11 protein-coding genes are annotated in these 13,130 nt (G+C 67.3%); 9 read left to right on the top strand and 2 right to left on the bottom strand.

Going from position 1 to position 13,130, the window contains the following annotated elements:
- Positions 1 to 101: 101 nt before the first annotated feature.
- Together AB4Z37_RS06625 and nikR are read right to left on the bottom strand one after the other, a co-directional pair.
- Complete coding sequence (locus tag AB4Z37_RS06625; protein ID WP_441515908.1) at positions 102 to 1,637, bottom strand: sigma-54-dependent transcriptional regulator; 1,536 nt, start codon at positions 1,635 to 1,637, stop codon at positions 102 to 104.
- A gap of 102 nt (positions 1,638 to 1,739) precedes the next feature.
- A complete protein-coding gene (nikR, locus tag AB4Z37_RS06620) occupies positions 1,740 to 2,195 on the bottom strand; it encodes a nickel-responsive transcriptional regulator NikR (RefSeq protein ID WP_441515907.1) in 456 nt (151 codons plus the stop codon).
- 200 nt (positions 2,196 to 2,395) lie between these two features.
- On the opposite strand from nikR, the gene AB4Z37_RS06615 reads away from it, so the two are divergent.
- The 9 genes from AB4Z37_RS06615 (at position 2,396) to AB4Z37_RS06575 (ending at position 12,994) form a co-directional block, all read left to right on the top strand.
- The gene (locus AB4Z37_RS06615; protein WP_441515906.1) at positions 2,396 to 4,648 is read left to right on the top strand and encodes a TonB-dependent receptor; all 2,253 of its coding nucleotides are present in this window, start codon (positions 2,396 to 2,398) and stop codon (positions 4,646 to 4,648) included.
- 11 nt (positions 4,649 to 4,659) lie between these two features.
- Complete coding sequence (locus AB4Z37_RS06610; protein WP_441515905.1) at positions 4,660 to 5,430, top strand: DUF4198 domain-containing protein; 771 nt, start codon at positions 4,660 to 4,662, stop codon at positions 5,428 to 5,430.
- 156 nt (positions 5,431 to 5,586) lie between these two features.
- Positions 5,587 to 7,482 carry a M3 family oligoendopeptidase gene (locus tag AB4Z37_RS06605; RefSeq protein WP_441515904.1) on the top strand — a complete coding sequence of 632 codons (1,896 nt, stop codon included), beginning with the start codon at positions 5,587 to 5,589 and terminating at the stop codon, positions 7,480 to 7,482.
- Between the two features lie 227 nt (positions 7,483 to 7,709).
- Positions 7,710 to 7,856, top strand: coding sequence for an aa3-type cytochrome c oxidase subunit IV (locus tag AB4Z37_RS06600; RefSeq protein ID WP_441515903.1), 147 nt, complete (start codon positions 7,710 to 7,712; stop codon positions 7,854 to 7,856).
- Between the two features lie 72 nt (positions 7,857 to 7,928).
- Positions 7,929 to 9,059, top strand: coding sequence for a Re/Si-specific NAD(P)(+) transhydrogenase subunit alpha (locus AB4Z37_RS06595; RefSeq protein ID WP_441515902.1), 1,131 nt, complete (start codon positions 7,929 to 7,931; stop codon positions 9,057 to 9,059).
- Between the two features lie 11 nt (positions 9,060 to 9,070).
- Positions 9,071 to 9,394 carry a proton-translocating transhydrogenase family protein gene (locus AB4Z37_RS06590; protein ID WP_211966814.1) on the top strand — a complete coding sequence of 108 codons (324 nt, stop codon included), beginning with the start codon at positions 9,071 to 9,073 and terminating at the stop codon, positions 9,392 to 9,394.
- 22 nt (positions 9,395 to 9,416) lie between these two features.
- Positions 9,417 to 10,820, top strand: a complete 1,404-nt coding sequence (locus AB4Z37_RS06585) for an NAD(P)(+) transhydrogenase (Re/Si-specific) subunit beta (protein WP_441515901.1) — start codon at positions 9,417 to 9,419, stop codon at positions 10,818 to 10,820.
- 80 nt (positions 10,821 to 10,900) lie between these two features.
- Positions 10,901 to 11,737, top strand: coding sequence for an enoyl-CoA hydratase-related protein (locus tag AB4Z37_RS06580; protein WP_441515900.1), 837 nt, complete (start codon positions 10,901 to 10,903; stop codon positions 11,735 to 11,737).
- A gap of 162 nt (positions 11,738 to 11,899) precedes the next feature.
- A complete protein-coding gene (locus AB4Z37_RS06575; RefSeq protein WP_441515899.1) occupies positions 11,900 to 12,994 on the top strand; it encodes a calcium:proton antiporter in 1,095 nt (364 codons plus the stop codon).
- Positions 12,995 to 13,130: the final 136 nt, after the last annotated feature.

Genomic DNA, 13,130 nt, shown 5'->3' with positions numbered 1-13,130 from the left:
TGCGCGTGCCGCGACGCGCTTTTCCTTGGTCTGTCACCAAGCCGCAACGGTTCAATTTGCAGTGCACCACGCGCGTGTTCCCGTGGCGGCGGGGGCGTGGGTCAGTCGCGGTCGCGCGCGCCCGCGGAACCCGGAGCCGGCTCGGCGGCCGCGTCATCGAGCTTGCGGTAGAGGGTCGAGCGGCCGATCTTGAGCCGCCGCGCCACCTCGGACATCTGGCCGCGATAATACGAGATGGCGAAGCGGATGATCTCGGCTTCCATGTCCTCGAGCGGCCGCACCTCGCCGTCATGGGCCAGCATCGCCAGCGTGCCGGCGGCCGGCAGGGGCGGGGCGATCGGGATGTCGGCGGCGGCGACCACTGGCGCGGCGGCCGGCATGATCTGCAGAGGCGCGACGGGCGGCGCTGCCAGCATCGGCGGCTCGGCGTCACCGTGTGCGCCCGCGAACGCGCCGCCCGGGACGGTGACCTGCGGGAAGTCGGCGATGCCGAGCCCATCGCCTTCGCTCATCACCACCGCGCGGTACACGGTGTTCTCGAGCTGGCGAACGTTGCCGGGCCACTCCGCCTGGGACAGCAGCGCGATTGCGTTGCCGTCGACGCTGGTGATGTGGCGGTTCTCCTCGGCGCAGAACCGCGCGAGGAAGTGCCGCAGCAGGTGCGGGATGTCCTCGCGCCGGTTACGCAGCGGCGGCACGGTGAGCGGCAGCACGTGCAGGCGGTAGAACAGGTCCTCGCGGAAGTGCCCCGCCTTCACATGGTCGAGCAACTGGCGGTTGGTGGCGGAGATGATGCGGACGTCGACCTTGACCGGCCGGCGGCCGCCGACGGCCTCGACCTCGCCCTCCTGCAGCGCACGCAGCAGCTTGACCTGCGCCGACAGCGGCAGCTCGCTGACCTCGTCGAGGAACAGCGTGCCGCCGGAGGCCTCGACGAACTTGCCGGTGTGCTTCTCGGTGGCGCCGGTGAACGCGCCCTTCTCGTGGCCGAACAGGATCGACTCGACGAGATTGTCGGGGATAGCGCCGCAGTTGACCGCGATGAACGGCTTGCTGCTGCGCTCGCTCGAGCCATGGATGGCGCGGGCGATCAACTCCTTGCCGACGCCGGATTCGCCCTCGATCAGCACCGGGATGCCGGAGCCGGCGGCCTTGCGGGCCATGCGCAGCACCTTGTCCATCGCCTCGCTGCGGGTGACGATGTCGCGGAAGGTGAGGCGGCCCTCGCGGCTGTGGCGGATACGCTGCAGCTCGCCTTTCAGGGCGCTCGTGGTCAGCGCGTTGCGCAGCGACACCTGCAGGCGCTCGGCGCCGACGGGCTTGACGACGAAGTCCTGGGCGCCGGCGCGCATCGCCGAGACGACGTTGTCGATGCCGCCATGGGCGGTCTGCACGATCACCGGCGTCGCGATACCGGCCTCGCGCATCTTCGACAGCACGCCCATGCCGTCGAGGCCGGGCATCACGAGGTCGAGCACCACCGCGTCGATGGTCGGGGCATCCGGCGAAATCAGCGTCGCGAGCGCGGCGTCGCCGCTGTCCACCACCACCGCCTCGTATCCGAATCGCTGCACCATGTTCTCGATCAGACGACGCTGCACGGCGTCGTCGTCAGCGATAAGGATACGCGTCGACATCACTCAACTCCTGTCCCGAATTGGGGCAATGTCTGCGCAGAACGTTAACGTGCTGTTAAGGCGGCGGCCGCGCGGTCCGATATCAACAGTTCAGTCATCCATTCAGTCATGGTGGTGCGGCGGCCGCTTCTTTTTCTTCGCCTGCCTGGCGGGCTGGCTCTCGCCCGTCGGGATCATCACGACGCGGCCGTAGCGGACGCCGCGCTCGGCGATGACGTGTTCGGCGAAATGCTGCACCTCGGCGCTCGTGCCGCGCAGCGCCGCGATCTCCAGGCAGCTGTCATGGTCGATGTGCACGTGCATGGTGGCCAGCGCCATGTCGTGGTGGCCGTGGAAGTTCTGCACCAGCTTGCGCGACAGGTCGCGCGCGGCGTGGTCGTAGACGTAGACCAGCGCCGCGACGCAGTCGCCCTCGCTGCTGTCCTGGCGCGCCTGCTGCAGGCCGGCGCGCGCGAGGTCGCGGATCGCTTCGGAGCGGTTCTGGTAGCCGCGCGATTGCACCAGCGCGTCGATTTCGCTCAGCAGGTCGTCATCGAGAGTGATGGTCGTGCGTTGCATCGGGGATCCACGATCGGGGAATGGGTATGACGTTTTTCTTGTAACGTCATACCGGGATGGATAACGTCGCTGCGCCGGAGTCATTCGAGCGGGGCGCGGTCGCGACTGTGCGACGAAAACGCGGTCCGTTCCAGAGAGGGGTGGGGCTTGCAGGAGGTGTTTCTCCCGCGGGAGGCATATCTGCGCGGCCCTGTGCGGGCATGACAGTGCGTGGAGGCCGGACGACAGCGGCCGTTTCGGGATTTCTGATCGGCGCCGCGATGGCCGTGCCGCCGGCGTCGGCGCAGACGACGGTGCCGCAGAACGAGGCGCGACAGCTCGCGCCGGTCACCGTGACGGCGCCGACAGTGGTGGCAAAGCGCCGCTCCGCCGACCGACGCGCCGCCGCGCAGCGTCAGGCGACCGCGCCTCGCGCGGTCCAGCCGCCGCGTCTCGTGCCGGCCGTGCCGGCCGCCGTCACGACGGGCGGGCCCGGCGCCGCGCAGGGGCCGCGCCGCAACGACCTGTCGACCGCGGCATCGGCGCTGCCGGCGGCGAGCACCACGCTCGACGCGGCGTGGGTCAGCCGCAGCCCGATCGCCACCTACGGCGATCTCTTCAGGTCGCTGCCCGGCGTCAACATCTCCAATTTCGGTCAGGGCGGCATCGGCTACGGCATTGCGATGCGCGGCTACACCGAGGCCGAGCATGGCCGCGATATCGCCTATTTTATCGATGGCGTGCCGATCAACCAGGTGTCGTCGCTGCACACACCGAACTATGCCGACCTCAACATCCTCATTCCCGAGACCATCCAGCGCGTCGACATCATCCGCGGGCCGTTCTCGGTCGAGTACGGCGATTCCAGTCTCGGCGGCTCCGTCAATATCGTCACCAAGCGCTCGGAGCCGTTCGCGGGCGCAGCCGTCTCCGGCGGCTCGTTCGGCACCGGGCGGGGCCTGATCACCTACAGCAGCCAGGGCAACACGGTCGATCCCTACATCGCCTGGGAGGGCTACCACACCGACGGCAGCCGCGATAACAGCGGCGTCGACCGCTACAACGCCTTCAATACGGTGACGACCCGCGTCGGCACCGACGGCCAGCTGTCGGTGAACCTGCAGGCCTACGGCAGCACCTTCGGCGCCCCCGGTTACATCAACCGCGATGCGGTGCTCGCGGGCACGCTGTCGCCGCGGACGGCGGTCAACAGCACCGACGGCGGCAACCGCACTTACGAGAACCTCGTCGCCAACTACAGCGCCGGCGCGCCCGACCAGGAGCTGTCCGGCGTGCTCTATGTCAACCACAGCCTGTCGAACCGCTACGCCGATTTCGGCGGCGGCCAGCGCTGGCAGCAGGACGATCGCGTCACCGCGGGCGGTACGGTCCGCAAGGTGTGGACCGGCGCCGTCGGCGACGTATTGCCGGTGCAGCTTCTCGTCGGCGGCAACTGGCGCACCGACAGCATCGGCGCCTTCCAGGGCAGCACGGTCGCCCGCGCGCTGGTCAATCCGACGGCGAACCTCGGCATCGACCAGACCAGTCTCGCCGGCTTCGCCCAGCTACAGGTCAAACCGCTCGAATGGCTGAAGCTCACCGGCGGCGGTCGCTACGACCGGTTTTTCTATGACCTCAAGGACAATCTGACGCCGGCGAATTCGCAGGCGCTGTCGCCGGGCGTGCTCAGCCCCAAGGCCGGGGTGTCGATCACGCCGCTGTCGTGGCTCGAACTCTACGCCAATTACGGGCAGGGCTTCCGCAGCATCGACGCCGCCCTGGAAGTGATCGGCAATCCCGGGATCAAGCCGTTCAAGATCGAGAGCAAGGAGGTCGGTGCGCAGCTGCGCTTCGATCGTTTCTCGTTCCAGGTCGATGCGTGGAGCACGTTCTCGGAGAATGAATCATTCCAGCAGGCGCCGGGGTTGCCGGTGTCGTTTCTCGGCCATGCCCGCCGCGATGGCTTCGACCTCGACGCCCGCCTGCTGCTGGTGAAGGCCCCCGACCGCAGCCTCGCGCTGTTCGCGAACTATGGCGAGGTCACCGCGCGGCTGCTCGACAGCGCGCCGTCGTTCTATGTCCCCAACGTGCCTGACTATGTCGCCAATATCGGCGTCGATTTCGACGTCGCGACGTGGAATGCGCAGCGCCTGTTTGGCTCGGCCTATGTCACCTTTGTCGGCCGCAAGAAGCTGACCCAGGATGGCCAGCTCACGACCTCGCCGTATTCGCGGGTGACCGGGCGGCTGGCCTATGGCTGGCCCGAGGGCTGGACCGCGTTCACCCAGGCGACATGGTATCCGGGCGACCGCACCAGCGAGATCGCGATCAATCTCGGTGATCCGGTCACGGCGTCGTCCGCCGACATCGTCACCAGCCCTCAGGCGCGGCTCACGCTGCTCGCGGGCCTGAGCTATCGCCTGCCTGTCCCTGCGGCCATGGCGCTCCCCACAACCAAAATGGTCGTGAAATGAAGACGCATGACATGAAGACGATGGTCCGTTTCCTGTCGCTCGCCGCCGTCGCGGCCAGTCTCGCCGTGGCACCGGCCGCCGAGGCCCATGACCTCTGGCTGTCGCGCACCGGCGAGGGCGCCGGCGCGCGCGTCGTGGTCAACTACGGCCATCCCGGGGACCGGCCGCCGCCGCTGGCGGACAAGGTGCTGGATATCGAAGCGATCACGCGCGAGGGCGCGACCTCGCTGATCGGCAAGCTGACGCCCGCGGTCGTCGACGGCACGTTCGTGCTCACTGCCCCCGATACCGGTCGGGCCGAACTGCTGGCGGCGCGCTACGACAACGGTTTCTGGGTGCAGACCGCCGACGGCAGCTTCCGCAACAGCAGCAAGTTGATGTATCCCGACGCGCGCAAGGGCATGTGGTCGGTGAAGTTCGCCAAGGCCGTCACCGGCCGCGACGCGCCCTGGAGCAGGGTGCTCGGCCACGAGCTCGAGCTGGTGCCGCAGTCCGATCCGGCGATCGCCGCACCCGGCGCGACCCTGCGGGTCAAGGTGCTGTTCCGCGGCAGGCCGCTCGCCGGCGTTCTGGTCGAGCGCGGCGATGGCGTCACCGCGATGGCCGAGAACGACATTCCGAAATTCCGCAGCGACGCCACGGGCATCGTCGCGATCCCGCTGGTCAAGGCCGGCCCGCACCTGCTCGCGATCGACCACGAGGTGAAGCCGGCGAAACTGCGGCAACTCGCCGACAGCGACCTCTACAACGCGACCCTGGCGTTCCACGTCGCCGCACCCTGATGCCGGCGGCATGACGGCCCGGTCATCGGAACGTCATGGGATCGACGGTTGATCGAATCCGCTTGCGGCACATATGCTGTGGTTGGACGCGGGCGTGTGCCGTCGGTTCGCGCTGTGTCCGTCCGTTCGTCTCCGCTTCCGAGGTTCACCCCTTTCATGCCTGCGAAACCTGCGACCCGCCGCGCCGCCAAGCCCACAGCCAAGCCCGCCAAAGCCGTCAAGACCGCCCCGAAGGCCGCTGCGAAGCCGGCCCGCAAGGCTGCGGCAAAGAGTACGCAGGGCCGGCTGCCGGAGTGGAACCTGGCGGATCTCTATCCGTCGATCGACGCGCCGGAGATCGCGCGCGACCTCGACAAGCTCGACGCCGACTGCGTCGGGTTCGAGACCGCCTACAAGGGCAAGCTCGCCGAAGGGGTCGCCGCGGCCAAAGGCGGCATCTGGCTCGCGGAGGCCGTGCGCGCCTTCGAGGCGATCGACGACCTCGCCGGACGGCTGGTGTCGTTCGCCGGTCTCGTCCATGCCGGCGACACCGTCGATCCGGCGATTTCCAAGTTCTATGGCGACGTCTCCGAGCGCATCACGGCGGCCTCGGTGCACCTGCTGTTCTTCACGCTCGAGCTCAACCGCGTCGACGATGCGCTGCTGGAGCAGGCGATGGAGACGCCCGAGCTCGGTCACTACCGGCCGTGGCTGGAGGATATCCGCAAGGACAAGCCCTATCAGCTCGAAGACCGTGTCGAGCAGCTGTTCCACGAGAAGTCGGTCAGCGGCTACGCCGCCTGGAACCGGCTGTTCGACCAGACCATTGCCGGGCTGCGCTTCAAGGTCGAAGGCAAGGACCTGGCGATCGAGCCGACGCTGAACCTGATGCAGGATCGCGCGCCGAACAAGCGCAAGGCGGCGGCGCAGGCGCTGGCCAAGACCTTCAAGGCGCACGAGCGCACTTTTGCGCTGATCACCAACACGCTTGCCAAGGACAAGGAGATTTCCGACCGCTGGCGCGGCTTCGGCGACATCGCCGATTCCCGCCACCTCTCCAACCGCGTCGAGCGCGAGGTGGTGGATGCGCTGGTGGCGTCTGTGCGCGCCGCCTATCCGCGCATCTCGCATCGCTATTACGCGCTGAAGGCGCGCTGGTTCGGCAAGAAGACGCTGCCGTACTGGGACCGCAACGCGCCGCTGCCGTTCGCCGCCACCGGCACTATCGCCTGGCCGGATGCGCAGAAGATGGTGCTCGGTGCCTACGGCGCGTTCTCGCCGCAGATGGCCGACATCGCCGCACGCTTCTTCGACGAGCGCTGGATCGATGCGCCAGTGCGGCCGGGCAAGGCGCCGGGGGCGTTCTCCCATCCGACCACGCCGTCGGCGCACCCCTACGTGCTGCTCAACTACCAGGGCAAGCCGCGCGACGTCATGGTGCTGGCGCACGAGCTCGGCCACGGCGTGCACCAGGTGCTGGCGGCGAAGAACGGCGCGCTGATGGCGCCGACGCCGCTGACGCTGGCCGAGACCGCGAGCGTGTTCGGCGAGATGCTGACCTTCAAGCGCCTGCTGGCTTCGACCAAGGAGGGCAAGCAGCGCCAGGCGCTGCTCGCCGGCAAGGTCGAGGACATGATCAACACGGTGGTGCGGCAGATCGCGTTCTACTCGTTCGAGCGCGCGCTGCACACTGAACGGCGCAACGGTGAGTTGACGGCCGAGCGGATCGGCGAGCTGTGGCTGTCGGTGCAGGGCGAGAGTCTCGGGTCGGCGATCGAGATCAAGCCAGGCTACGAGACCTACTGGATGTATATCCCTCACTTCATCCACTCGCCGTTCTATGTCTACGCCTATGCGTTCGGCGACTGCCTCGTGAACTCGCTCTACGCGGTCTACGAGCGCGCTGCCGAAGGCTTCGCCGAGCGTTATCTCGCGATGCTGGCCGCCGGCGGCACCCGGCATTATTCGGAATTGCTGAAGCCGTTCGGTCTTGACGCCAAGGACCCGACCTTCTGGGACGGCGGCCTGTCGGTGATCGAAGGCATGATTTCCGAGCTCGAGGCGATGGGCTGACGGCGGACGATCCGGCCGTTGGGCGCAGTCACGGTCGACTGCGCCCGCCTCCCAAATCCCACATCGTGAAAAAACTTGGCCGAATCGCATTGCAAGCGGTGCTTGCGCGCTCTTTAATCGGCCGTTTAGGGCCGTTTAATCAGGCAGATAAGGTAGCGTCGGACATTGCCCTTGATGCACAATTGGGCTAATTCCCGATACCTTTTTTAAGATGCTGGAGGGGACCGATGGCCAACGAAGTTGCTTACACCACCGCTGACGGGAACGACTATCCCGCGCACGAAGCCACCTACGAGGGCTTCCTGAAGTTCGTTACCTGGGGCACCACCGCGGTCGTCCTGCTCGTCGTGCTGATGGCGATCTTCCTTCTCTGATCACGTCTGTCCCGCCGGCGCTCGTCGCCGGCGGCTGAATTGTGTGCGACCGTTCGGCCGCAGGGGGGAAACATGAAAATTGCCATTGCCAAAGAAATCGATGCGGCCGAACCGCGTGTCGCGGCGGTGCCCGAGACCGTGAAGAAATTCAAGGCGCTGGGCGCCGAGGTTGCGGTCGAGCCGGGTGCGGGCGTCAAGTCCGGCGTGCCGGATGCCGAGTACCAGGCAGCGGGCGCAACCGTCACCGCCGATGCGGTCAAGGACGCCGACATCGTCATCAAGGTGAAGCGGCCGGAGGCGAGCGAGCTCGCCGCCTACAAGCGCGGCGCGCTGGTCATCGCGATCATGGACTCCTACGGCAACGACGCCGCGCTCAAGAGCATGGCGGATGCCGGCGTCGCCGCGTTCGCGATGGAGCTGATGCCACGCATCACCCGCGCGCAGGTGATGGACGTGCTGTCGTCGCAGGCCAATCTCGCCGGCTACCGCGCCGTGATCGAGGCGGCCGACGCGTTCGGCCGTGCCTTCCCGATGATGATGACCGCGGCCGGCACCGTGCCCGCCGCCAAGGTATTCGTGATGGGCGTCGGCGTCGCCGGCCTGCAGGCGATCGCCACGGCCCGTCGCCTCGGCGCGATCGTCACCGCGACGGACGTGCGCCCGGCGGTGAAGGAGCAGGTCGAGTCCCTCGGGGCCAAGTTCATCGCGGTCGAGGACGACGAGTTCAAGCAGGCCGAGACTGCCGGCGGCTACGCCAAGGAAATGTCCAGGGAGTACCAGGCGAAGCAGGCCGCGCTGACCGCCGAGCACATCAAGAAGCAGGACATCGTCATCACCACGGCGCTGATCCCGGGCCGGCCGGCGCCGCGCCTCGTTTCCAGCGACATGGTGAAGTCGATGAAGCCGGGCTCCGTGCTGGTCGATCTCGCGGTCGAGCGGGGCGGCAATGTCGAGGGCGTGAAGTCGGGTGAGGTCGTCGACCTCGACGGCGTCAAGATCGTCGGCTTCCCGAACCTCGCCGGCCGCGTCGCCGCTTCGGCTTCCGCGCTCTATGCCAAGAATCTGTTCGCCTTCATCGAGACGCTGGTCGACAAGTCGACCAAGGCGCTCGCGGTGAAGTGGGACGACGACCTGGTCAAGGCCACCGCGCTGACCAGGGACGGTGCGGTCATCCACCCGAACTTCCAGCCGAAGAGCGCATAAGGAGAGCCGCCATGGAACATGTCGTGCAGGCCGTCGATCCGTTCGTGTTTCGGCTGTCGATTTTCGTCCTTGCCGTGTTCGTCGGCTACTTCGTGGTGTGGTCGGTGACCCCCGCGCTGCACACGCCGCTGATGTCGGTGACCAATGCGATCTCCTCGGTGATCGTGGTCGGCGCGCTGCTCGCGGTCGGCGTCGCGCTGGTCGGCGACGGCGAGGCTTCGCTGTGGGCGCGGGGCTTCGGCTTCGTCGCGCTGATCTTCGCATCGGTGAACATCTTCGGCGGCTTCCTCGTCACCCAGCGCATGCTGGCGATGTACAAGAAGAAGCAGAAGTAAGCGCGATCTGGGGGGCATTGAAATGAACGCCAATCTTTCCGCGCTGCTGTATCTTCTGGCCGGCGCGCTCTTCATCCTGTCGCTGCGCGGGCTGTCGAGCCCGGCGTCGAGCCGGCAGGGCAACTTCCTCGGCATGGCCGGCATGGCGATCGCCATCGGCACCACGCTTGCGGCGCATCCGCCGTCCGGTGGCATCGCCTGGCTGCTGGTGATCCTCGGCATCGCCATCGGCGGCGGCATCGGCGCGGTGATCGCCCGCCGCGTGCCGATGACCTCGATGCCGGAACTGGTCGCCGCCTTCCACTCGCTGGTCGGCATGGCGGCGGTGCTGGTCGCGGCGGCGGCGTTCTATGCGCCCGGCGCCTTCGACATCGGCAGCCGCGGCAACATCCACGGCTCGAGCCTCGTCGAAATGTCGCTCGGCGTCGCCATCGGCGCGCTGACCTTCACCGGCTCGGTGATCGCGTTCCTCAAGCTGTCGGGCCGCATGAGCGGCAAGCCGATCATCCTGCCGGCGCGCCACATCATCAACATCGTGCTCGGCCTCGCGCTGGTCTACTTCATCTACGGCCTCGTGGTGTCGCAGAGCCAGGTCGACTTCTGGCTGATCACCATCATCGCGCTGGTGCTCGGCGCGCTGCTGATCATCCCGATCGGCGGCGCCGACATGCCGGTCGTGATCTCGATGCTGAACTCGTACTCGGGCTGGGCCGCCGCGGGCATCGGCTTCACCCTCGGCAATTCGGCGCTGATCATCACCGGCGCCCTTGTCGGCTCGTCGGGCGCGATCCTGTCCTACATCATGTGCCACGCTATGAACCGCTCGTTCTTCTCGGTCATCCTCGGCGGCTTCGGCGGAGAGACCGCGGCGGCCGGCGGCGGCGCGGGGGGCGGCGAAGCCAAGCCGGTCAAGCTGGGCTCGGCGGATGATGCGGCCTTCATCATGAAGAACGCCCAGAAGGTGATCATCGTGCCGGGCTACGGCATGGCGGTCGCCCAGGCGCAGCACGCGCTGCGCGAGATGGGCGACATCCTGAAGAAGGAAGGCGTCGAGGTGAAGTATGCCATCCACCCGGTGGCGGGCCGCATGCCCGGGCACATGAACGTGCTGCTGGCGGAAGCCAACGTGCCCTACGACGAGGTGTTCGAGCTCGAGGATATCAACTCCGAGTTTGCCCAGGCCGACATCGCCTTCGTGATCGGCGCCAATGACGTCACCAACCCGGCGGCCGAAGAAGACCCGACCTCGCCGATCTACGGCATGCCTGTGCTGCAGGTCTGGAAGGCCGGCACCGTGATGTTCATCAAGCGGTCGCTGGCGTCGGGTTACGCAGGCATTGATAACCCGTTGTTCTATCGCGACAATACCATGATGCTGCTGGGCGACGCCAAGAAGGTCACCGAGAGCATCGTCAAGGCGATGTAACGGCAATTCGCACTCACCTGTCAGTGCCAAAACGGCACTGACAGGTCTATATTGCGGCGGCGCTCATGCAGGAGGCCGCCATGACTGCCCCAGAGGTCGCTCAGGCGATCGAGACCGGAACGCCCGAGCTGCTGTGCTCCGTGCGCGACCGCGTCGCCATCATCACCCTCAACCGTCCCGACGCCCGCAACGCCCTGTCGGATCATCTGACACCGGCGCTGCGGCGGATGATCCGCCAGATGGGCGAGGATCCCGCCATCGGCGCGCTGCTGCTCACCGGGGCGGGCACGGCGTTCTGCGCCGGCGGCGACGTCAAGGGCATGGGGGATCGCGCTTCCGCGTCCGAGATGAGCTTCGACGACAAGGTGGCGCGTCTGCGCGAGCGCCAGCGCACCCTGACCGGCGCGCTGATGGGGCTGCGCAAGCCGATCATCGCGGCGCTGCCCGGCGCGGCGGCTGGCGCCGGCCTCGCCATCGCGCTCGCCTGCGACCTGCGGATCGCCGCCGAGAGTGCCTTCATGGCGACCGGCTACGCCCGCATCGCCCTGACCGGCGACTACGGCATCTCCTGGCTGCTGACCCGCCTCGCCGGGCCGGCGCGGGCCCGCGAGCTGATGTTGGTCGGCGAGCGCATCGATGCCCGCCGCGGCGAGGCGCTGGGGCTCGTCAACCGCGTGGTGCCGGACGCGCAGCTGCAGGCGGAGGCGCTGGCCTGGGCCACACGCCTGGCCGCCGGTCCGGCGGCGGCGTTTGCCGCGATCAAGGACAATCTCGATCATGCCCTGACGGCGGACTTCCTGTCGTCACTCGATCACGAGGCCGCCAACATGGTCGCAGCCGCCGGTACGATGGCACATCGCGAGGCGGTGCGGGCCTTCGTCGAGAAGCGGCCGCCGGATTTCAGCCGGACCTCCTGAGGGCCGGCCGGAGAGGGCGTCAGGCCGTCTCGGCTGTTGCCTTTTTTGCCAGACTTAAGAGGGCTGGCTGAGGGGCGCTCCCGCGCGTGCTCCCCCTTGCGTCCGCTCTTGGTGTCGGCGCATCCTGCGCGGTATCGCGAACTGAGTGGGGCGCCAGCCATCATGAACCTCCATGGCCCGATGCCACGATCGTCGTGGCTGTTTCCGCTGCTGGCCGTTCTGTTCTTCACCGGTGCGACGATCCTGGGCGTCGACTTTTCGCGAACACTGCCGGGCCTCGTGTTCGCGGTGGTGCTGCTGTTCATCCTGTTCGGCACGGTGTTCGCGGCGGTCCATCACGCGGAGGTCATCGCCCACGAGATCGGCGAGCCGTTCGGCACGCTGGTGCTGACGATGTCGGTGACCATCATCGAGGTCGCGCTGATCGCCACCATCATGCTCGGCGACAAGGAGGTTCCGACGCTTGCCCGCGACACGGTGTTCGCCGTCGTCATGATCGTCTGCAACGCCCTTGTGGGCGTCTGCATCCTCGCGGGCGGCCTGCGCTACCGCGAGCAGAATTTCCAGATGACGGGTTCGAGCATCTATCTCAGCGTGCTGGTCGTGCTGGCGACCATGACGCTGGTGATGCCGAACTTCACCACCGCGGCGCCCGGGCCGGTCTATACCGTCGGCCAGCTGACCTTCGTCAGCCTGGTGACGATCGCGCTGTACGCCGTGTTCCTCTACACCCAGACGGTGCTGCACCGCGACTACTTCATCGTCGAGACCGACGACTCGCCCGACAGCGGCATTCCGCTCGGCAAGAAGCTGACGATCAATTTCGCGCTGCTGGTCGTCGCGTTGCTGGCCGTGGTGCTGCTGGCCAAGAAATTCTCGCTGGTGGTCGACGCCGCCACCGAGATGATGGGCGCGCCGCCGGCCTTCGCCGGCGTCGTGGTCGCGCTGCTGATCCTGATGCCCGAGGGCCTTGCCGCGATCTCCGCCGCCCGCAAGAACGACCTGCAAAAAAGCATCAACCTGGCGCTGGGATCGTCGCTGGCGACCATCGGCCTGACCATCCCGGCCGTCGCCGTGGTCGCCGTGACCATGGGCAAGACGCTGGTGCTGGGCCTGAGCCAGCAGGACATGGTCGTGCTCCTCCTCACTATCGCCGTCAGCATGCTGACGTTCAGCACGCCGCGCACCAATGTGCTGTTCGGCTTTGTCCACCTCGTCGTGTTCGCGATCTATCTGTTCAAGATTTTCTCGCCCTAGAGCGGCGCCGCTGCCGGGTTTCGGGCCGGCCTGTCGCCGCCGGCTGGACGCTCGCGGCAGCGCGGAACACCATCGCGCGGCAGATCGGGCGAGCCTGTGAAATACCGGGAACGAGGAATGGTGACGTGTTTGTCAA

Origin of the sequence: Bradyrhizobium sp. 2TAF24, assembly GCF_052115025.1 — a bacterium.
In the GTDB taxonomy this organism is placed as follows: Bacteria; Pseudomonadota; Alphaproteobacteria; order Rhizobiales; family Xanthobacteraceae; genus Bradyrhizobium_A.
The sequence above is the reverse complement of the archived record's forward strand: the minus strand, read 5'-3'. Positions and strand labels throughout refer to the sequence as shown.